Source organism: Brachybacterium sp. AOP42-C2-15, assembly GCF_052377065.1.
Lineage (GTDB): Bacteria > Actinomycetota > Actinomycetes > Actinomycetales > Dermabacteraceae > Brachybacterium.
Genome location: NZ_JBQSWK010000023.1, coordinates 1 through 19,445, shown reverse-complemented (window position 1 = coordinate 19,445; position 19,445 = coordinate 1). Strand labels below are relative to the sequence as shown.

Below are 19,445 nucleotides of genomic sequence, written 5' to 3'. Positions count from 1 at the left end.
GGGGGAATTTCCCGTGCGGCGCGTCTCAGGCGGTCTTCTCGGGGTGCAGTCGCCAAGACTGCGAGCACTCTCAGCAGAGAACTGGCAGGTCAGAGAGCCACGACCGGCCAAGGGGCGTGGTCGTGGGGGCCTGTGGAGGGAGAGGGAGGTGCGCGGTGGAGCGATGTGGGGAATGGGGCGGAGATCATCGTCAGGCGCAGCCCGACCGGCAGGTACGACCAGCCTCAGCGGCGAGACTGGAGGACGCCTCGGCACCGCCGGTGCCGGTGCCGGCAGGACTTCACCCGGCTCCGGACATGACGATGCCCCGGCTCATGAGAGCCGGGGCATCGGAGTCTTTGGGCACATCTGTGGGCACAGCAGTGCCGTGCCGTGGTGGGGAGAGGTCAGAGGCGGGGGTCGTCCCCCGCGCGCTTCTCCCAGCGCTCCTCCAGCTTGCGCATGAAGGTGCCGTCGCCACCGGAGGTGGTCGGGCCGGAGCCTCCACCCCCACCGCCGGGCGAGTCGTTGCCCTCGGAGGAGCCACCGGGAGCGGTGACCGCGTAGACCGCGCCGGTCAGCATGCCGATGAAGGCGATCACGCCGAGCCAGACAGCTGGCAGGCTGACGGCGAGCACCAGCACTCCCAGGCCTACGACGACAGCTCCCAACCCGATGAGGATCCGACGCCCGCTGCGGCGCGGCGGCGGCTTTGGCGCGAAAGCTCGCGCGAGACGCGGATCGTCGGCGAAAAGCTGACGCTCCATCTCGTCGAGCATCTTCTGCTCGTGTTCAGACAGCGGCATGATCCCGCTCCTTGTCCCGTCCTCTCGCGCCGGTCGGCGCACCGTTCACCGTGTGAGAAGGCATTGCCCTCATCGGCGGTCTCCCCAGTTTAGAGCGTGTTCCTGGGTTATGGGAACTTTCCCTCCGTTAGGTCTCAGAACAGACCATCACTGGGCTCTCCCGAGCCGTGCGGAGCGCCCTTCTCCGGCGCCGCGCCCTCAGCTCCTGACGCGGTGCGCTGCGACCCGCCCTCCGCGGGACCGAGGGTCGAGCCGCGGCTGAGGCTGTGGGCGCCGAAGCGCTCCATCGCCTGGTCCATCGCAGCTTCGAGGTCGTGCCATCCGGCGGACCGTGCCGACAGCTCCGCCTGCATCGGGACCCCGGCAGCCGGCTCGAGGTGGGTCGCCCGCACCCCCGCCAGGCGGACCCGCGGCAGAGCATCGCGTTCACGGTCCCACAGGGTGACCACCTGTTCGCGCAGCCGTTCCCCGCTCGCCGTCGGCAGATCGAAGGTCGAGGAGCGTGTGATCGTGGTGCCGTCGGGGGCGCGGAGCTTCAGCACCACCGTGCGGGCGACGAATCCTCCGCGACGCAGTTGCCGCGCGACGTCGTCCGCCATCTGGGTGATGCGCCTGCGCACCTCCTGCGCGTCGGTGAGGTCCGCGTCCCAGGTGCGCTCCGTGCCCAGTGAGCGGTCCCGCGTCCGATGGCCGAGCCCCGTGCGGTCGCTGCCATCAGCCAGGGCCGCGACCTCCCGTGCGCGTGGCCCTAACGCTCGCGTGAGAGTGGTGGACGGGATATCTCGGAGCTGACCCACGGTGCGCACCCCGATCCGCTCGAGCGCGGACTGCGCCTTGGGGCCGATCCCGGAGATCACCGACACCGGAAGCGGGGCGAGAAAGGCTGCGGTGTCATCCGCAGGGACGATGAGCATGCCGTCGGGCTTCGCCTGGGCCGAGGCGATCTTCGCCACCGCTCGGGAGACCGAGCCACCCACCGAGCTGGGCAAACCGAGCTCGTCACGGATCCTCCGCCGCAACAGGTCCGCGATCTGCTCCGGCTCCCCGAAGAGGCGGCGCGCTCCGCGCACATCCAGGAACGCCTCGTCGACGCTGATCTGCTCGACATCCGCGACGACGTTGCCCAGCAGCGCCATCACCTCGGAGGAGATCTCGCGGTACACGTCGATGCGGGGAGGGACGATGACGAGGTCCGGGGCCAGGCGCCGCGCCGAGGCCATCGGCATCGCCGAACGGATCCCCCGGGTGCGTGCGGGATAGCTGGCTGCAGCCACCACGCCTCGGGCCCCGGCGCCGCCGACCACGACGGGCAGGCCCCGCAGGCTCGGGTCGTCCCGCACTTCGACGGAGGCGAAGAAGGCGTCCATGTCCAGGTGCAGGATCCCGGGGATCTCATGTCCGGGATCCTCGTCCGCGCGCAGGTTCATCAGCACCTCCCTCGAGCTCGCACTGTACCGGGGCTGGAGACGACCGCTCGGTCCCTCAGCCCGCAGCCGTGAGATCTGTGATGTGCGCGGGAAGATCCTCGAGCAGTCGCTGGGAGATCTGCGTCAGGTGGCAGGCGGTCTCCTCGAGGTGCCGCTCCAGCAGGTCCGGGTCCGGCTGAGCGGAAGGATCCCGATCCAGCCGTGTTCGCTCCGAGACCAGCGGGGCCAGGCGCTCAGCACGCTCGATGTCCTCCCCGCCGAGCCGCGCGAGCGCGGTCCACACGTTCAGCGGCAGAGGCCGGCGGCGCTCCCGATTGGCTCGCGCCACGAGCACCCCGGCGCCGCGCAGCGCAGCGCGATGGGCGAGCTCGAAGGCCTCTCGCGGATCCTCCTGGACCGCCGCCCGAGCCTGCTGCAGCAGGTCCCGTGCACGTTCGAGATCCGCCTGGTCCTGGTCGAGCCGGGCCAGGCGCAGTCGCAGCGAGGGTGCACTGACGGAGAGGACTGCGGCTCCTCGGCGGCGGGATGTCGTCGGTGTCATCGGGCTCCTCCTCCTGGTGCACGGCGGACGGCGCTTCCTGCATCGCCCTGGTACCGAGAACGCTAGAGGCGGGGTGTGACATTCGACGCCGCGCCGGGGCTGCTGTGGACCACCGGCCACTGGGGAGGAACGGTCGACGATCTCCTAGAGTGGGGCGATGTCCCGACGTGACCGCTCGCGCCGCGCTGCCTTCGAGCAGCTCGGACCGCTCGATGCCCTGATCCCCATCTCCACCGGGAGCGCCCGGTTGACCCTCGAGAACGATGGATCGGTCCTGCTGGATGTCAACGGGGTCCCCTCCTCGCACCTCCACCCGGACCCCGAGCACCTGGTCTTCGAGTACATGCGGTGGATGCTGCTGGTGATCGACCGACATCTCGAGGGCCATGAGAGCGCAGGCACCGGGCCAGCGATCCAGCTCGCGCATCTCGGCGGCGGCGGCTGCTCTCTGCCACGGGCGATCGCCTCCCGGCATCCGCGCTCACGCCAGATCGTGGTGGAGATCGACGAGCTGCTCGCGCAGCACGTGCGGATCTGGTTCGACCTCCCCCGCTCCCCACAGCTTCGAGTGCGCACCGAGGATGCCCTCAGCGCCCTGACCTCCTGGCGCGAGGACCGCTTCGACGTGCTGGTGCGGGATGTGTTCTCCGGCTCGCTCACGCCGCCGGAGCTCATCACGGTCCAGGCCGCAGAGCACGCGGACCGGGTGCTCCGCAATGGCGGCATCTACCTGGCCAACTGCGCCGCCCCGCCCGGGACCGGGCTGATGGCCGACGAGGTCGCCACTCTGTCCGCTGTGTTCCCGCATGTCGGCGTCATCGCCGAGCCGGCGCACCTCTCGGGCAAGCGGCGGGGGAACTGCGTTCTGCTCGCCTCACGTCGGCCGCTTCCTGAGGCCATCGACCGGGATCTGCGCTCCGATGCCGTCTCGGTGCGTCTGGCCCGCTCGACGCAGGTCGACGCCCTCGCCCGGGCCGGACGGGTGCTCGGGGCGGCCTGACGTGGTCTGGGCCGCCTGACGCACGCGGAGCTGCCGGACGTAGGCGCGACTGCCGGACGCGCTCGGAGCTGCGCGACGTACGCGCGACTGCCGGAGGCACTCGGGGCCGATGAGGCGCCCAGGGCCCTCACCTGCCCGCAGGCGTGCGGCCCCGCCCAGATGACAGCGAACCGGGCAGGAGCGCAATGCTCCTGCCCGGTCCGTGAGAGTTTCGCGGGGACGCCGTCGGTCAGACCGGGCGGACCTGCTCGGCCTGCGGGCCCTTATCTCCCTGAGTGACCTCGAACTCCACGCGCTGACCTTCGTCGAGCGCGCGGTAGCCATCCATGTCGATCTTGCTGTGATGAACGAAGACGTCTGCGCCGCCTCCGTCGATCTCGATGAATCCGAAGCCCTTTTCGGCGTTGAACCACTTGACCGAGCCCTGTGCCATACCTGTCACCTTCTGTGTCGTCCTTCATCGATCGCACGACGCGATCGCGGTGCCGCGTGAAGCCGTCCCCCGCCGAAGCGGGTGGCGCATTGGTGCATGCCGTACTGCTGTGCCGAGGCACCGTCGTCGGACTGTCCTGCTGGACCTGCATCACCGCAACGCCGCCATTCTGTCACGACCGTGGCCCGGTTCACACGGACTGAGGCAAGACGTGATCACGAAGACGTAACGAACTGGGTCACGAGGTGGCATCTGCTACGCGCGGGACGCGGCTCTCAGCCGGGGAACGGCTCGTCCGGGGAATTCCCGTCGTGGTCGGCGAGGAAGCGCTCGAAATGCTCGCCGATCTCCTCCGCGGTCGGGAGATCCATCGTGGTCGCGAGCGGCGACTGGTCGCTCTCGCTCATCGCGTCGTACTGCTCCTCGAGGGCGCTGACGATCTGGCGCACCTCCGAGTTCTGGGCGAGGGTCCCCTGCAGCGCGACCGTGGCCGCATCGGTGAGGTCACCGAGGTGCACCAGCGGAAGATCGAGCTCAGCCGCTTCGCTGACACGGCGCAGCAGCGCCAGCGCGCCAGCCGGGAAATCGGTGCGCGTGAGGTAATGCGGCACCTGTGCCGCATAGCCCATCGCCGGATGGCCCGCCCGCCCCAGCCGGTGCTCCAGCAGAGCGCTGAACGCGGCCGGGATGATCAGTTCGCCGGGCTCCTCGTCCCCGCTCTCCGGAGCGGTGCCGGGCGCTGGCGTGGGGCGAGTGTTCGGCCGACCCAACAGCGCGGGGTCGTTCGCATGGGCGAACAGACCGATAGGTCGGGTGTGCGGGACCGCCATCGGCACCGCCTGCATGCCCACCACCCGCTCCACATCGAAGAACTCGACCAGATCGATCAACGCCTCCGACAGCCGGCGCCACTGGAGATCCGGCTCCGGGCCGTCGAGGAAGAGGAAGGGACGATCACGTTCGTCATACATCAGCGACAGCGTCAGCTCAGGCAGCTCGACATCCACGTAGGAAGTGCCGTCGAAGGTCGCGCGGGGGCGGGCACCTCGGTAGTCCAGCAGCTCATCAGTGTCGAAGGACACCAGTCGCAGATGGCGCAGCTCGTCACGCAGATAGGTCGCCGCGATGCGGCAGGCATTGCCCGCATCAACCATCCCCGGCAGGGCGTGGACCAGGGTGAGGCCCGATCGCGGAACGGCCTCGAGCACTTCGGTGGCTTCGAAGCGGTAGAGATCTCGGGGGTCGCGCATCGCGGTCTCCTCCCTCGCGGCCGTCTGGATGCTGGTGACCTGATGGCACGCGCACCCAGGCCCGTCCACCATAATGGACCACCGTGCTTCGCCGACCCGGGGTCCGCCCGGTGAAGGCGCGGCGCGAGGATGCAAAGGTGGAGAGGCAGAGCTGTGGACGACGCTGAGGGACAGATCGCCCGGGAGATCGCGCGCGAGCAGGCGTATGCCGACCGGCTCTACACACGACTCGACGAGCTGATGGTCCAGGTCGAGAGCAACCTGGATCAGATCCAGGGATCTCAGCACGCCTCGACCCACCAGAACCGCTCCGAACGGGACTCGTTCATGGCGCTGTACGAGGACCGTCTGGCGCTGCTGCGCTCGGTCGCCCGCAGCGTGGTCTTCGGACGGTTGGACATGGATGACACCGCCCGTCACTACATCGGCCGCATCGGTCTGTTCACGGCGGAGCGCGAGCAGCTGCTGGTGGACTGGCGCGCCCCGGCTGCGGCCGCGTTCTACCGCGCGACCAGCACCGAGCGGCTTGAGGTGCGGCTGCGCCGTCATCTGATCAATCGTGGTCGCACCGTGATCGGTCTCGAGGACGACGTCCTGGACCAGACCGTCCTGGATGATCCCGACCACGACGTGGTCCTCCAGGGCGAGGGCGCACTGCTGGCCGCGGTCTCCGGCAAGCGCACCGGGCGCATGGGGGACATCGTCGCGACCATCCAGGGCGAGCAGGACCGGATCATCCGCTCCGAGAACCGCGGGGTGATGGTGGTCCAGGGCGGCCCCGGCACCGGCAAGACCGCGGTCGCGCTGCACCGCGCCGCCTACCTGCTCTACACCCATCGTCGCCGCCTGGAGCACACGGGTGTGCTGATCATGGCGCCGACGCCGGGGTTCCTGCGGTACATCGAGCGGGTGCTGCCGAGCCTCGGCGAGTCCGGGGTGGTGATGCTCACCCCCGGCGAGCTGTTCCCCGGGGTGGAGACCTTCCTGCACGATGACGACGAGGTGGCACGTCTCAAGGGCGACAGCGCGATGGCCGAGCTGCTCTCGCGAGCGGTCAAGCAGCGTCAGGTGGTCCCTCAGGAGGACGTCCAGCTGCGCATCGACGGCACCCCCATCACGCTGACCCGAGAGGTGATCCGCGCCGCGCGCAGGGAAGCTCGCGCCACTCACAAGCCGCACAACTCCGCGCGCGCCGTCTTCGTGCGCGCTGCGATGGACCGGCTCGTGGACAAGTACGAGAAATCGCTCCGCAGCCAGGGCCACACTGTGATCCCCGAAGATCGGGCGGACCTGCTCGCAGATCTCCGCAACAACCCCGAGGTCAAGCGTCAGCTGAACCTGGCCTGGCTCCCCTACACCCCGCAGGGATTCCTCCGGATCCTGTTCTCCCGCCCCGAGCGTCTGCGGGCGGTCGCCCCCCACAGCCTCGCAGACCGGGTCGAGCTCCTGGTGCGGCCCAAGGATGCACCCTGGACCGTCGAGGACGTCCCCCTGCTCGACGAGGTCGCGGAGCTCCTCGGAGAGGACTCCGCACCGGCCGAGGCGCGGGCCCGCGACGATGCCGAGCGCCGCAAGGCCGACGTCGACTACGCCCGCAGGGTCATCGAGAACGTCGACACCTCCGGGATGATCCGGGCCGAGGACCTCGCAGACCAGGTCAGTCAGGTCAGAGACGGGCGGACCCTCGCCGAACGCGCCTCCTCGGAGCGCAGCTGGACGTACGGGCATGTCGTGGTCGACGAAGCCCAGGAGCACTCGCCCATGAGCTGGCGCGCGCTCATGAGGCGTGCGCCCACGAAGTCATTCACGGTGGTCGGGGATGTCGCGCAGACTTCCTCCGCCGGCGGCACCGACTCCTGGTCGGCCGCGCTCTCGCCCTATATCCAGGATCGCCTGCAGATCGAGCACCTCACGGTCAACTACCGCACCCCGAGCCGGATCATGGACCGTGCGGTGGCGATGGCCCGCGCGCACAACCTGCCGGTGACAGAGGTGAGCTCGGTGCGCGAGGGAGATCGTGATCCCCGCATCGAGCGCACCGAGGAGTCCTCGCTCACCGCCCGGACCGCTGACGCGGTGGTGACGGTGCACCAGGAGCGACTGGGACGTCTCGCCGTGATCGTGGCCGACGAGCGCATCTCCGCGATCGCCGCCGAGCTCCGCTCCCGCAGTGGGCTGCCGAAGGTGGGCGTGGGATCCGCGGGCGTGGACGACGAGATCGCCGTCATGTCGGCGCAGGACGCCAAAGGGCTCGAGTTCGATGCTGTCGTGCTGGTGGAGCCCGCTGAGCTGATCGACGCCCACGGGGCCGGGGATCTCTACGTGGCGATGAGCCGATCCACCCAGCATCTCGGAGTGGTCCATGCGCGCGCACTTCCTGCCGGCATGGCCGGCTGAGGACCACCCCGTCCGCTCACCCGCTGACCGTCCAGCAGACGAGGATCGGCGGCCGTGGCTTCCCCTCCACGACCGCCGATCAGGTGTGCGCTGCAAGAGCGCACGAGGGATATCTTAAGCACAGGAACAGGTGCTCAAGCGCCAGATCCACAAAATCTACGAAACCCGCACGATCCGGCGGCGGATGCATCCCTGCGATCCCGCTCAGCTCGGCTCAGACGGAGGTCTCCTCGACACCCGCCCCATGCAGGCCCTCGGCACGCAGACGTGCGATGGCGGCCTCGAAATCCTCGAGCGAGTCGAACGCCTGGTACACGCTCGCGAAGCGCAGATAGGCCACGACATCCAGTTCCTGGAGGGGCTGCAGGATCGACAGGCCGACCTGATGGGCATCGATCTCCGCGAGCCCGCTCGAGCGAATGTTCTCCTCGACCCGCTGGGCGAGCATGGCCAGCTGGTCGTCGCTGACCGGACGCCCCTGGCATGCCTTCCGTACTCCGGAGATCACCTTCGCCCGGCTGAACGGTTCGCTGACCCCGGAGCGCTTGAGAACCGACAGCGACGCGGTCTCCGAGGTGGAGAAGCGCCGCGAGCAGTTGGGGCACTGGCGGCGCCGACGGATCGTCGCACCGTCATCGGACGTGCGCGAGTCGACGACACGCGAATCGGAGTGGCGACAGAACGGACAGTGCATCCACTCAGGGTACCGGCATCGGATCCGCTCAGCGGATCGCATCCCCTGAGACGGGCAGCTCGATCTGCTGGCCCGCGGTCACACGGCCGGTGGGCAGGTGGTTGAGGGTACGCACCTCAGCGACGAACTCCTGCTCGCTCATGGCCTCCGGAGCGAACTCCTCGGCATAGCCCCAGAGGGTGTCTCCCGCCTCGACCGTGATGGTGACGGGCTGCTGGGAGTCGGTCCCTGCCAGCGCCGCAGGAAGATCCACCGTCAGCAGCACGGCGGCAGCCACGAGCAGTCCCAGCAGGAAGGCGAGGCCAGCGAGGAGGAAGCGTCCCCGACGGGTGGGGACGAGTCGAACGCGTGCTCGATCTGCACCCTCGACGCGCTGCTCGCGCTGCGCCGGAAGAGAGAGGACCGTGGCGGTTCCAGTATTCATATCCGAACTCCTGTTCGATCGAATGTATGTGCGACTGTAGCCCGACGTTCCGGCGACACGCAAGGGAAACATCGAACACATGTTTGGCTTCTGCCTCACGCCGCCCTACGCTGGGTCACACCACATACGGAACCGCGAGGGTCCGACAGACGACGCCAGGAGGCCTCACGATGACGCCGAGCACCCCCAAGCCGATCCGGTCCCGCGGCGAGGCTCCCGCCGATGAGCGCACCGAGGGGCTCAGCCGGCGGCAGAGGCTGATCCTGGAGACGATCAACGCTGCGGTCGCCTCACACGGCTATCCGCCCACCATGCGCGAGATCGGCGATGCCGTGGGGCTGACCTCCTCCTCGTCGGTGGCCCATCAGCTGCAGTCGCTCGAACGCAAGGGCTTCCTGCGCCGCGATCCCAAGCGCCCGCGGGCGATGGAGGTCGTGATGCCAGAGGCGGATGACGCCCCCGCGCCCCTGCCGGTGACCGAGCTCAGCCCGAACTCCGTGACGGTGCCACTGCTGGGGAGGATCGCCGCCGGTGTACCGATCACCGCCGAGGAGCAGATCGAGGATGTCTTCACCCTTCCCCAGCGTCTGGTGGGCGACGGCGACCTCTTCCTGCTCCAGGTGGTCGGGGATTCGATGATCGACGCCGCCATCTGTGACGGCGACTGGGTGGTCGTCCGCTCGCAGAACACCGCGGAGAAGGGCGAGATCGTCGCGGCGATGATCGATGGCGAGGCCACCGTCAAGACGTTCGTGCAGCGCGACGATCACGTCTGGCTGATGCCGCACAACCCTGCCTTCGCACCGATCCTGGGCGACCATGCCGAGATCCTCGGGAAGATCGTGGCGGTGCTGCGCGCGATCTGAGCCCCCGCTCGATCCGGCGCCGGGGCTGCAGCGACGCCCTGCGTCAGCTCTCGGAGAGGCGTCGCAGCGCGCTGATCGCGACCTCCGGGTCCGTGGTCGGCCACAGCGGGGGCATCGACTCCCGCAGATAGCCGCCGTAGCGAGCGGTCGAGAGACGCGGATCCAGCACCGCGACCATCCCGCGGTCCGCCGTGGAGCGGATGAGCCGCCCGGCCCCCTGGGCCAGCAGCAGGGCCGCATGCTGGGCCGAGATCGACATGAAGCCGTTGCCGCCCCGCTGTCCGATCCGCTCCTGGCGGGCTGCGGTGAGCGGATCATCAGGCCGGGGGAAGGGGATCCGGTCGATGGTGACCAGGCGCAGCGAACGTCCGGACACGTCCACGCCCTGCCACAGGGTGAGGGTTCCGAACAGGCTCGCATCCTCCTCGTCACGGAAGGTGCGCACCAGGTTCGCCATCGAGTCCTCTCCCTGCACCGCGATCGTCAGGTCGAGCCGAGCTCGCACATGCTCGGCGGCGAGCTCAGCTCCCCGCCGCGAGGAGAACAGGCACAGCGCACCGCCCTGAGAAGCCTCGACCAGCTCCGTGAGGTGGTCGAGCATTGCCGCGGAGGGCCCCTCACGCCCCGGCTGCGGAAGATGACGAGCGGTGTAGAGGATCCCCTGCCGGCGATACTCGAAAGGACTGCCCACATCGAGTGCCGCCCAGGCGTTGGCGTCCTCCCGCGGCGGCAGCTCCGCCGGGTCCATCCGCGCGGCGCGAGCCAGCCCGACCTCCCCGGCAGCGGGTTCGAAGCGGCCCCCGAGGGCCAGGGTGGCGGAGGTGAGCACGGCAGTGCGGTCCTCGAGGATCGCACCGCGCATCGCACCCGCGACGCTCAGCGGAGCCACCTGGATGCTCGAGCGCCCGGTGGCCTGGGAATGCGAGATCGAGACCACGTCATCCTCATCGGGAGCGGCGAGCCGTTCGCAGACGTCGATGATCTCCTGGAGGTTGGCGCGAACCGTCTTGCGCGCGCCGGCGGAGGATTCGTCCCCCGCATCCTTCGCGTCCGAGTGGGCGGTGCGGGCCTCGACCCGGAGCTGGGTGACGGCGTCCCCGAGCCGCGCCGGGAGATCACCGATCACGCGCCCGTCGGGAGACAGCTCGAGGGCTTCGCGCAGTTCTTCGGAGGCGTCGTCCAGCGCCGTCCCGGCCACCCCGAGGCCACGCAGGTCCCGCACCGTGCCTCGGAGCATGCCGGGGGTGAGCACATCGGTGACGGCGCTGGTCACCCGGGCGGAGAGATCGTGCGCCTCGTCGAAGACGACCACATCGTGGTCGGGGATGATCCCGTGGTTGTCGAAAGCATCGATCGCGAGCAGGGCATGGTTGGTGACCACGATGTCGACCTCGCGCGCGAGCTCTCGGCTGCGCTCGGCGAAGCAGTCCTCCACCATCGGGCAGCTGCTGCCGATGCACTGATTGCCGGTCACGGAGACCTGGCGCCAGGCGCGGTCCGAGACGGCATCCTGGAGCGAGTCTCGGTCCCCGCTGTCCGTCTCCTCCGACCACTCGCGCAGGCGCCGCACCTGGTCTCCCAGGCGCTCGCTCCCGGTGCGGGCAGGATCGGTGGAGGCCTCGGCGAACAACGCCCCCGGATCCACGTCGACCGGATAGCCGCCGGCGATCTTGTGCTTGCACAGATAGTTGGCCCGCCCCTTGAGCAGCGCATAGGTGGGCGTGCGCGACAGATGCGGGGCCACCGCCTCGACCAGGCGCGGGAGGTCCTTGCGGACGATCTGGGTCTGCAGCGCGATGGTCGCGGTGGAGATCACGACCGGACGCCCGCTGACCAGTGCGTGACGCAGGGCCGGCACCAGATAGGCGAGCGACTTGCCGGTGCCTGTGCCTGCCTGCACCAGCAGATGGCGGCCGCCGGACATCGCCAGATCCACGGACTCCGCCATTGCCTGCTGGCCCGGACGGGGCGCTCCGCCGATCGCTGTCACGGCGGCGTCCATCAAGGTGGACAGGGGGATCTCACCAGCCGCGGGGGACGCGGGATGGTCGGTGGCGGCGGTCATCCGGTCAGGGTATCCGCGTCCGGTCCCGCGCCGTCTCAGGCTCTGCCCGACAGGCCGCTCTGCTGCGGCTCAGGCCACACCCCGGAGCTCGGCGGCGAGTGCCTCCTCCACGCGGGCATGGAGCCTGGTGCCCTCCATCAGGTGCTCCTCGGCGAGAACCTCGCCGGTGGAGTGGACCCGGGAGATGAGATCTCCGCGGGAATAGGGCACCACCAGGTCGATCTCCACGGCAGGACGGGGCAGGCGCTCAGCGATCAGCTCGCGCAGCTCCTCCATGCCCATCCCGGTGCGGGCAGAGACGACGATGCTCGTGCCGACCTGGCTGCGCAGCCGCGCGATGGTCTCCGGCTCCGCGACATCGGCCTTGTTCAGCACCACGATCTCGGGGACGTCGAAGCCCTCCAGCTCACCGAGCACAGCACGCACCGCGGTGATCTGCCCCTCGGGGTCCGGATGCGAGGCGTCGACCACATGCAGCAGCAGGTCCGAGCCTCCGACCTCCTCGAGGGTGGAGCGGAAGGCCTCGATCAGCTGCGTGGGCAGATGCCGCACGAAGCCGACCGTGTCCGCGTAGGTGAACTCGCGACCGTCCGGGGTGGTCGCTCGCCGCACCGTCGGGTCCAGCGTTGCGAACAGCGCGTTCTCGACCAGCACACCTGCGCCGGTGAGGCGGTTCAGCAGGGAGGACTTGCCTGCATTGGTATAGCCGGCGATGGCGACCGCCGGCACTCGGTGGCGCGCGCGATCCGCTCGCTGGGCAGCCCGTCCCGGCGCCATCGCCTTGATCTCGCGGCGCAGCTTGGCCATGCGGTCGCGGATGCGTCGCCGGTCCAGCTCGATCTTCGTCTCACCCGGACCGCGCGAGCCCATGCCCGCTCCGGCACCGCCCACCTGGCCGCCGGCCTGCCGGGACATCGACTCGCCCCAGCCACGCAGTCGCGGCAGCAGGTACTCGAGTTGCGCCAGCTCGACCTGCGCCTTGCCCTCGCGGGACTTGGCATGCTGGGCGAAGATGTCCAGGATCAGGGCGGTGCGGTCGATGACCTTCACCTTGACGATGTCCTCGAGCGCGCGGCGCTGGCCCGGCCCGAGCTCACCGTCAGCGATCACGGTGTCGGCTCCGTTCGCGGCGACCAGGTCGGCGAGCTCTGCGGCCTTGCCCTTGCCCAGGAAGGTCGCCGGGTCGGGGTGTGCACGGCGCTGCAGGACGCCGTCGAGCACCTCGGAGCCGGCGGTCTCGGCGAGCGCCGCCAGTTCCTGCAGGCTGACCTCCGCGTCCTCAGCGTTGCCCGAGGTGTAGAGGCCAGCGAGGACCACCCGCTCGAGGCGCAGCTGGCGGTACTCGACCTCGGTGACGTCCTCGAGCTCGGTGGACAGGCCCGCGACGCGTCGAAGAGCCTGCCGGTCGGCGAGGTCGTACTGCTCACCGTCGGCGTCAGAGCTGAAGGTGACGGAGGAGACCGAGGCGTCCGCGCGCGAGAGGATCCGCTCGGTGAGGGCGTCACGGGGACGGGACGAGGCCGTCGGGGCGGACTCTGCGGGGCCATCCGCGCTGTTCGAGTGCTCCGCGGCCCCGGTCCTCCCCGTGCTGGTCCCGTCGACGTCGGAGTCGGAGTCGGGTTCGGGATGGAAGGCGATGGGCACGGTCGGGGTACTCCTTGGCGTCGGGGAACTGCAGTGATCCCAGAGTCCCACGTCCGCACCCGCCGGTCGAGTGATTTTGCGCAGGGCGGAGCAGGCGTGAGCGTGGGCCATGACGCTTCTGCTCGGCACTCCTCCTCTGCCTCCGTATCCTGCAGGGGTGGACGAGCACTACTTCACCCCCTCCCCTGCGGCCGCAGATCGCCGCTTCCCCTTGCCGGTGCGCCTGGCGGGTCGTGAGCTGGACCTGGTCTCGAGCACCGCGGTCTTCAGCGGGCACGGCCTGGACAAGGCCACCGCAGTGCTGCTGGGCCGACTCGACGAGGTGACCCAGCCGCCTCCTGCCGCGACGATCCTCGACCTCGGCTGCGGCTGGGGCCCGATCGCTTTGACCGCCGCCATGCGACACCCGGACGCGCAGGTGTGGGCGGTCGACGTCAGCGAGCGAGCGCGTGAGCTGACCATCGAGAACGCACGCCGCGCGGGACTGAGCAATGTGCAGGTGATCTCCCCGGACGAGATTCCAGAGGATCTCGCTGTGGATGCGATCTGGTCGAATCCGCCGATCCGCATCGGCAAGCCGGCGCTGCGAACCCTGCTGCTGGAGTGGACAGGCCGGCTGCGTCCCCAGGGCACGGCGGCGCTCGTGGTCGGCAAGAACCTGGGAGCAGATCCGCTGGCGCGCTGGCTCGGCGAGCAGCTGCCGAACCGGACGGTCGCGAAGGTGGCAAGCGCGAAGGGCTTCCGGATCCTGGAGATCGGCCCGACGAACACCTGAGCCCGGCCGCGCCGTTCTTCCGGAGTGTGGCGCGGACCGGTCAGATCAGCGTGTTCCCGTCGGCCACCAGCTGGGCGGGGCCGGTGAGCGTGATCTCGCCGGTCGCGGTCCAGCCCACCTGCAGGCGCCCGCCGGGGACGTCCACGGTCCAGGGCTCCCGGGAATCATCGCCGGCGCGGTGGGCGGCAGCGACTGCTGCCGCGGCGACTCCGGTCCCGCAGGAACGGGTCTCCCCCACTCCGCGCTCGTGGACCCGCATCGCGATATGCCGTGGACCGCGCGCGCTGACCAGCTCGATGTTGGCGCCGCCGGCCGGTTCGGGGTCGAGGGCAGGTCGGTGGCCGAGGTCGAGCTGCTCGAGCACGACGTCGGCAGGGAGGAAGGCGACCGCGTGCGGGTTTCCCATATCGACGTCGGTCACCTCGAGGCGTCGGCCTGCGATCTCGACGGCGCGGTTCCCGGAGCTGATGCGCGAGGTGCCCATGCCCACCTGGACGCTCCAGGGCGCGCCCGGGGTGGTGGGGCGGTGGAGGATCTCCACCGAACGCACCCCGGCGCGGGTGAGGATCGCGAAGCTGTCCTCGCGGACATGCCCGGCGCGCTGCAGATGCGCGGCCAGCACTCGGACTCCATTGCCGCACATTTCGGCGATCGAGCCGTCGGCGTTGCGGTAGTCCATGAACCACTCGGGGGCATCGGCCGGGATCTCGAGACCGGCGCTGCGGGAGCGGACGGCGCGGATCACGCCGTCGCCACCGATGCCGGCGCGGCGATCGGCGAGCGCGGCGACCGCGGCGGCGTCCAGGTCCAGCGCGCCCTCGGGATCATCCAGCACCACGAAGTCGTTCTCGGTCGCGTGCCCCTTGGTGAAGTCGATGCGCTCGTCCATGCCCCGAGCCTACGACCATGGCCCGTGCCGATGACGCCCCGACCCTACGACTGCGAGCGCTGCGGCGCGATGATGGACGATTCGATCTGCCGCAGCGCATGCTCGACCAGGTCTGCCCCGAGCGCGGCATCGAGCCAATGCACCCGCGGGTCACGACGGAACCAGGTGTCCTGCTTGCGCACCAGACGCCGGGTGCCCGTGATCGTCCCTTCGATCGCGTCGGGGCAGCTCATGGTGCCGGCGAGCACGGCGAGCCCCTGCTCATAGCCGATCGCCCGGCGTGCGGTGAGACCCTGGTCCAGCCCTCGGTCGCGCAGCGCGCGGATCTCCTCCATGAGCCCCTGGTCGACCATCCGCTGCACTCGGGCGGCGATCCGTGCATGCAGCAGCGGACGCTCCAGGCGCAGGCCCAGCTGGATGGTGCCGGGGTCGAGGTAGCGGGGCTGCGGGAGGAACGCGGCGAAGGGACGTCCGGTCAGCTCCCCGACCTCGAGCGCCCTGACGATCCGCCGGGTGTCGTGGTGGCCGATCGTGCGCGCCGCCTCCGGGTCCGTTCCGGCCAGCTCGCGGTGCAGGGCCTCGGGCCCCTCCTGGGCCGCACGCTCCTCGAGACGGGAGCGGACCGCTGGGTCCGTGGGCGGGAACTCGATGTCATCGAGGGCGGCGCGCACGTACAGCCCGGAGCCGCCCACCAGGATCGGCACCCTCCCCCGGTCGCGGATCTCTGCGGCAGCCGCGCGCGCATCGCGCTGGTAGGCGGACACGCTCGCCTCCTGGGTGACCTCCAGGACGTCCAGCAGGTGGTGCCGGACCCCGCGGCGCTCCTGCGCGGTGACCTTCGCCGTGCCGATGTCCATCCCCCGGTACAGCTGCAGCGCGTCGGCGTTGATGACCTCGCCGTCCAACTGCTCTGCGAGCGCGATCGCGAGATCGGACTTGCCGGTGGCGGTGGCGCCGACCACCGCGATCAAGGGGCTGCGGGAGGCCGCTGCAGCGGTCCCGGGCTGAGCGGCGTGGGCATCCATGGGAGGCACCCTATCGGCGCCCTGCATCGATGGTCAGCGGGATCACCACCGCGAGGCGGGACCTTCCCACGAGGAGGGAGTAGGGTGATCCGCGATCCGAGACCTCGGATCGCTCTGATCCCTACGTCGAACGCCTGAGGTTGGAAGTGACTGCACCGAACGAGTCCCCTGTTCACATGGACACGGACTCTGCCGAAGGTCTGGCGCCCCTGTCCCTGTCACGGGTCGAGGACAGCCTCACCCGCTATGGCTACGCCTACGTCGAGGATGATGAGCATCCCGATATCGTGCGTGCCCGGTTCGACGACTACAGATTCCAGTTCATGATCTCCGGGGACGAGCACGGCGTGCTGCAGACCCGAGGCCGGTGGAGCCATTCCGTGGATGTCTCCCGCAAAGTGGAGATGATCAAGCTCTGCAACGAGTGGAACATGAACCGGATCTGGCCCAAGGTCTACGTCCGCCGCGAATCGGAGGGCCTGCTCGGCGTCTACGGCGAGCTCGCCGCGGATTTCCGTGCCGGTGCCCTGGATTCTCAGATCGACAACGCGATCAAGTGCGGGCTGAGCACCGTGATCGCGTTCTTCCACAGCCTTGAGGAGCGTCTCGGCCCCGAGCTCGACGAGCTCGACAGCTGACGCGCCGCCGGTTCACTGCCGGCCATCGTCATCTGGTCACAGTGCTCGATCCGGTCGCGATGCTCGATCTGGTCGCGGTGCTCGCTCTGATCCCTCGCACCGGCCGCAGTGCTCAGGCGCGCCGCAGCCCCGGAATTCCGAGGGTGACCGGGCCATTCGCCGTCGTGCCGCCACCGGTCCCGCAGGAGCCTCCGGCATCGAGCCCCTGCACGCCGGCCTCCCAGGCGTCTCCCGAACGGGTGCGTCGCACGGAGAACCGCTCCGGACCGAGCGCAGCTTGCTCCGCCGTGCCGTCGACCAGCGCGCTGTCCGCGATGAGGTAGAAGGGCGCGGCATGGGTCACGGTCGCCGTGACCAGATCCCCGGGGCGGGGACGCTCCGCGTCCGTGATCCCCTCGGGCAGCGAGAAGTGGACCAGCCGGTGATCGCGGGCCCGGCCTGAGAGCCGCCGGGTCTGTGCATCGCGGCCGCCCTCCCCTTCGGCCACCAGGATCTCGACCGTGCTCCCTCCGAGCTTCTGGTTCTCCTCGTGGGCGAGCCGGTCCTGGAGCGCGGTCAGGCGCTCGAACCGCTCCTGGACGATCTCCTTGGGGATCTGGTCGTCCATGGTCGCCGCAGGGGTGCCGGGGCGGATGGAGTACTGGAAGGTGAAGGCGCTCGAGAAGCGGGAGGCCTCCACGACGTCGAGGGTGCGCTGGAAGTCGTCTTCGGTCTCCCCCGGGAAGCCGACGATGATGTCGGTGGTGATCGCCGCCTCCGGGATACGTCCCCTGACCTTCTCCAGGATGCCGAGGAACTTCTTGCTGCGGTAGGACCGCTTCATCCGGCGCAGCACATCATCGCTGCCGGACTGCAGCGGCATGTGCAGCTGCGGCATCACGTTCGGGGTCTCTGCCATCGCGTCGATCACGTCGTCGGTGAACATCGCCGGGTGCGGGGAGGTGAAGCGCACCCGCTCCAGCCCGTCGATCTCACCGCACGCGCGCAGCAGCTTCGCGAAGGCGCCGCGGTCACCGAACTCGACGCCATAGGAGTTCACGTTCTGCCCCAGCAGGGTGACCTCGATGGCACCGGAGTCGACCACATCGCGCACCTCCGCGAGGATCTCCCCTGGGCGGCGGTCCTTCTCCTTGCCCCGCAGCGAGGGCACGATGCAGAAGGTGCAGGTGTTGTTGCAGCCCACGGAGATCGAGACCCAGGCGGCGTAGGCGGATTCGCGTCGGGTGGGAAGGGTGGAGGGGAACACCTCGAGCGACTCGAGGATCTCCACCTGCGCCTCGGCGTTGTGTCGGGAGCGGTCCAGCAGCACCGGCAGCGAGCCGATGTTGTGGGTGCCGAAGACGACGTCGACCCAAGGCGCCCGCTCGACGATCGTCTGGCGGTCCTTCTGGGCGAGGCAGCCGCCGACGGCGATCTGCATGCCCGGGTTGGCGTCCTTGCCGGGGCGCAGCGCACCGAGGGTGCCGTAGAGCTTCTTGTCCGCGTTCTCGCGGACGGCACAGGTGTTGAACACGATCACATCGACTTCGCCGCGGCGGGCGTCGGCGCTCTCCGGTGCGGCGACGTAGCCGGACTCCTCGAGCATGCCGGTGAGGCGCTCGGAGTCGTGGACGTTCATCTGGCAGCCGAAGGTGCGCACCTGATAGGTGCCTCGCGCGGTCGCAGGACCGTCGAGCGCGGAGGAGTGCAGGTCGAGTGTCGGGGTGTGGGAGCTGAGGGACATAGTGGTGCCAGAGTACGTCTCCCACTCCTCAGTCGGCATCCCCGCGGCACCTCGATGCGGGCAGCGACCTGGAGGTTCGTCGCTGCTGGAGGAAGGTCACAATGCCATGACAGACCCCGACACCGCTGTCGGCTCCTCGGGAGGCGAGGAGGTCGGCGGGCGACGCGGTCCCCCCTCGGGTCGCCAGGCTCAGTCCGCCGGCTCCTGCGCGGCAGCACGGAGCTCTGCGGAGATCACGTGGATCGCGAGGCTGCCCGGGTACCCCTTGCGGGTGAGCAGGGCATCCAGCCGCCGTGAGAGCCGTCGGCGGTGGGCGCCGTCGCGTTCGGTGCGCAGCTGCTCACGGTCCCGATGGCCGATCCTGGACTGCACCAGGTCCCGGCAGCGCTGCTCCTCATCACCGGAGTCCTGGACGGAGGACAGTGCCTCCTCGATAAGCTCGGTCGCGACGCGCTTCTTCTCGAGCTCGCGGCGCAGCGCCTCATCCCCCAGGGCCCGCAATACCCGCCTCTGCTGGACCCACTCGTGGGCGAAAACGGCATCGTCGATCAGGCCGGCCCGGTCGATGCGGGCCATCGCCTCATGGGCGATCGCCCCCGGGACTTCCCGCTGGGTGAGGCGCTCCCGCATTTCGCCAGCTGACCGGCGGCGTGTGGACAGCAGTCGCATCAGGTACCGGCATTCGTGGACCACGGCCCGTTCACGCTCGGCGTGCTCGGGGTCCACGACGGGGCGGGGACGGTCCAGAATCTCCTGGGTGCGTTCGGTCAGCCGGGTACGGGTCCGCGCCTCCCGGGACGGGGCGGGCGGTGAGGACTTCTGGTCAACAGCGGCGGGGCCGGCGGCCCGGGGGGCGTCGGCCGCGCCGC

Annotated in this window: 18 protein-coding genes; 5 read left to right on the top strand and 13 right to left on the bottom strand. The window is 69.8% G+C overall.

What is annotated here, in order from left to right; all coding sequences use genetic code 11:
* Positions 1-386: 386 nt before the first annotated feature.
* The 3 genes from ACT3SQ_RS12860 to ACT3SQ_RS12850 all read right to left on the bottom strand — a co-directional run bounded on the left by ACT3SQ_RS12860 (position 387) and on the right by ACT3SQ_RS12850 (position 2,753).
* Positions 387-785 (bottom strand): DUF3040 domain-containing protein, encoded by a 399-nt coding sequence (locus tag ACT3SQ_RS12860; protein WP_441443525.1) that lies wholly within the window; start codon positions 783-785, stop codon positions 387-389.
* A 134-nt stretch (positions 786-919) separates the two neighbouring features.
* Entirely contained in the window at positions 920-2,212 is a 1,293-nt protein-coding gene (gene dinB / locus ACT3SQ_RS12855) for a DNA polymerase IV (protein WP_441443526.1), read from the bottom strand.
* A gap of 55 nt (positions 2,213-2,267) precedes the next feature.
* Entirely contained in the window at positions 2,268-2,753 is a 486-nt protein-coding gene (locus tag ACT3SQ_RS12850; RefSeq protein ID WP_441443527.1) for an SAV_6107 family HEPN domain-containing protein, read from the bottom strand.
* A 157-nt stretch (positions 2,754-2,910) separates the two neighbouring features.
* Here ACT3SQ_RS12850 and ACT3SQ_RS12845 point away from each other — a divergent pair, with 157 nt between their 5' ends.
* Positions 2,911-3,753 carry a spermidine synthase gene (locus ACT3SQ_RS12845; protein WP_442331809.1) on the top strand — a complete coding sequence of 281 codons (843 nt, stop codon included), beginning with the start codon at positions 2,911-2,913 and terminating at the stop codon, positions 3,751-3,753.
* A gap of 229 nt (positions 3,754-3,982) precedes the next feature.
* Here ACT3SQ_RS12845 and ACT3SQ_RS12840 read toward each other — a convergent pair whose 3' ends face one another.
* Both ACT3SQ_RS12840 and ACT3SQ_RS12835 read right to left on the bottom strand, forming a co-directional pair.
* A complete protein-coding gene (locus ACT3SQ_RS12840) occupies positions 3,983-4,186 on the bottom strand; it encodes a cold-shock protein (protein ID WP_193104230.1) in 204 nt (67 codons plus the stop codon).
* A 275-nt stretch (positions 4,187-4,461) separates the two neighbouring features.
* Positions 4,462-5,436: a proteasome assembly chaperone family protein gene (locus tag ACT3SQ_RS12835; RefSeq protein ID WP_441443529.1), complete on the bottom strand. Its 975-nt coding sequence runs from the start codon at positions 5,434-5,436 to the stop codon at positions 4,462-4,464.
* Positions 5,437-5,589: 153 nt separating this feature from the next.
* Here ACT3SQ_RS12835 and ACT3SQ_RS12830 point away from each other — a divergent pair, with 153 nt between their 5' ends.
* A complete protein-coding gene (locus tag ACT3SQ_RS12830) occupies positions 5,590-7,833 on the top strand; it encodes a HelD family protein (RefSeq protein WP_444501731.1) in 2,244 nt (747 codons plus the stop codon).
* Between the two features lie 214 nt (positions 7,834-8,047).
* On the opposite strand, the gene nrdR is transcribed toward ACT3SQ_RS12830, so the two are convergent.
* Both nrdR and ACT3SQ_RS12820 read right to left on the bottom strand, forming a co-directional pair.
* Entirely contained in the window at positions 8,048-8,527 is a 480-nt protein-coding gene (gene nrdR / locus ACT3SQ_RS12825; RefSeq protein WP_442331807.1) for a transcriptional regulator NrdR, read from the bottom strand.
* Positions 8,528-8,555: 28 nt separating this feature from the next.
* On the bottom strand, positions 8,556-8,951 hold the full coding sequence (locus ACT3SQ_RS12820) for a peptidoglycan-binding protein LysM (protein ID WP_441443532.1): 396 nt from the start codon (positions 8,949-8,951) through the stop codon (positions 8,556-8,558).
* 170 nt (positions 8,952-9,121) lie between these two features.
* Between ACT3SQ_RS12820 and lexA the strand changes: the two genes are divergently transcribed.
* Entirely contained in the window at positions 9,122-9,817 is a 696-nt protein-coding gene (gene lexA / locus ACT3SQ_RS12815) for a transcriptional repressor LexA (RefSeq protein WP_441443533.1), read from the top strand.
* A gap of 43 nt (positions 9,818-9,860) precedes the next feature.
* On the opposite strand, the gene ACT3SQ_RS12810 is transcribed toward lexA, so the two are convergent.
* Positions 9,861-11,882 carry an ATP-dependent DNA helicase gene (locus tag ACT3SQ_RS12810; RefSeq protein WP_444592176.1) on the bottom strand — a complete coding sequence of 674 codons (2,022 nt, stop codon included), beginning with the start codon at positions 11,880-11,882 and terminating at the stop codon, positions 9,861-9,863.
* Positions 11,883-11,951: 69 nt separating this feature from the next.
* Positions 11,952-13,526, bottom strand: a complete 1,575-nt coding sequence (gene hflX / locus ACT3SQ_RS12805; protein ID WP_441443535.1) for a GTPase HflX — start codon at positions 13,524-13,526, stop codon at positions 11,952-11,954.
* Between the two features lie 157 nt (positions 13,527-13,683).
* On the opposite strand from hflX, the gene ACT3SQ_RS12800 reads away from it, so the two are divergent.
* A complete protein-coding gene (locus tag ACT3SQ_RS12800) occupies positions 13,684-14,301 on the top strand; it encodes a class I SAM-dependent methyltransferase (protein WP_441443536.1) in 618 nt (205 codons plus the stop codon).
* A 40-nt stretch (positions 14,302-14,341) separates the two neighbouring features.
* Here ACT3SQ_RS12800 and dapF read toward each other — a convergent pair whose 3' ends face one another.
* Both dapF and miaA read right to left on the bottom strand, forming a co-directional pair.
* Positions 14,342-15,190 (bottom strand): diaminopimelate epimerase, encoded by an 849-nt coding sequence (gene dapF / locus ACT3SQ_RS12795; protein WP_441443537.1) that lies wholly within the window; start codon positions 15,188-15,190, stop codon positions 14,342-14,344.
* Positions 15,191-15,234: 44 nt separating this feature from the next.
* A complete protein-coding gene (miaA, locus tag ACT3SQ_RS12790) occupies positions 15,235-16,215 on the bottom strand; it encodes a tRNA (adenosine(37)-N6)-dimethylallyltransferase MiaA (RefSeq protein WP_442331805.1) in 981 nt (326 codons plus the stop codon).
* Between the two features lie 176 nt (positions 16,216-16,391).
* Here miaA and ACT3SQ_RS12785 point away from each other — a divergent pair, with 176 nt between their 5' ends.
* Complete coding sequence (locus ACT3SQ_RS12785) at positions 16,392-16,853, top strand: YbjN domain-containing protein (RefSeq protein WP_441443539.1); 462 nt, start codon at positions 16,392-16,394, stop codon at positions 16,851-16,853.
* A gap of 112 nt (positions 16,854-16,965) precedes the next feature.
* On the opposite strand, the gene miaB is transcribed toward ACT3SQ_RS12785, so the two are convergent.
* Positions 16,966-18,576 (bottom strand): tRNA (N6-isopentenyl adenosine(37)-C2)-methylthiotransferase MiaB, encoded by a 1,611-nt coding sequence (gene miaB, locus ACT3SQ_RS12780; protein ID WP_444592175.1) that lies wholly within the window; start codon positions 18,574-18,576, stop codon positions 16,966-16,968.
* Between the two features lie 189 nt (positions 18,577-18,765).
* Positions 18,766-19,445, bottom strand: a 680-nt coding sequence (locus ACT3SQ_RS12775; RefSeq protein WP_444601181.1) for a regulatory protein RecX, incomplete at its 5' end; no start/stop codon positions are given.

What these genes read in the sequence shown, in the direction of transcription:
- ACT3SQ_RS12860 (WP_441443525.1), bottom strand. Translation starts at nt 785, where the DNA reads ATGCCGCTGTCTGAACACGAGCAGAAGATGCTCGACGAGATGGAGCGT.
- ACT3SQ_RS12845 (WP_442331809.1), top strand. Translation starts at nt 2,911, where the DNA reads ATGTCCCGACGTGACCGCTCGCGCCGCGCTGCCTTCGAGCAGCTCGGA.
- dinB (WP_441443526.1), bottom strand. Translation starts at nt 2,212, where the DNA reads ATGAACCTGCGCGCGGACGAGGATCCCGGACATGAGATCCCCGGGATC.
- ACT3SQ_RS12835 (WP_441443529.1), bottom strand. Translation starts at nt 5,436, where the DNA reads ATGCGCGACCCCCGAGATCTCTACCGCTTCGAAGCCACCGAAGTGCTC.
- ACT3SQ_RS12840 (WP_193104230.1), bottom strand. Translation starts at nt 4,186, where the DNA reads ATGGCACAGGGCTCGGTCAAGTGGTTCAACGCCGAAAAGGGCTTCGGA.
- miaA (WP_442331805.1), bottom strand. Translation starts at nt 16,215, where the DNA reads ATGGATGCCCACGCCGCTCAGCCCGGGACCGCTGCAGCGGCCTCCCGC.
- ACT3SQ_RS12820 (WP_441443532.1), bottom strand. Translation starts at nt 8,951, where the DNA reads ATGAATACTGGAACCGCCACGGTCCTCTCTCTTCCGGCGCAGCGCGAG.
- lexA (WP_441443533.1), top strand. Translation starts at nt 9,122, where the DNA reads ATGACGCCGAGCACCCCCAAGCCGATCCGGTCCCGCGGCGAGGCTCCC.
- miaB (WP_444592175.1), bottom strand. Translation starts at nt 18,576, where the DNA reads ATGTCCCTCAGCTCCCACACCCCGACACTCGACCTGCACTCCTCCGCG.
- ACT3SQ_RS12785 (WP_441443539.1), top strand. Translation starts at nt 16,392, where the DNA reads ATGGACACGGACTCTGCCGAAGGTCTGGCGCCCCTGTCCCTGTCACGG.
- nrdR (WP_442331807.1), bottom strand. Translation starts at nt 8,527, where the DNA reads ATGCACTGTCCGTTCTGTCGCCACTCCGATTCGCGTGTCGTCGACTCG.
- dapF (WP_441443537.1), bottom strand. Translation starts at nt 15,190, where the DNA reads ATGGACGAGCGCATCGACTTCACCAAGGGGCACGCGACCGAGAACGAC.
- ACT3SQ_RS12850 (WP_441443527.1), bottom strand. Translation starts at nt 2,753, where the DNA reads ATGACACCGACGACATCCCGCCGCCGAGGAGCCGCAGTCCTCTCCGTC.
- ACT3SQ_RS12810 (WP_444592176.1), bottom strand. Translation starts at nt 11,882, where the DNA reads ATGACCGCCGCCACCGACCATCCCGCGTCCCCCGCGGCTGGTGAGATC.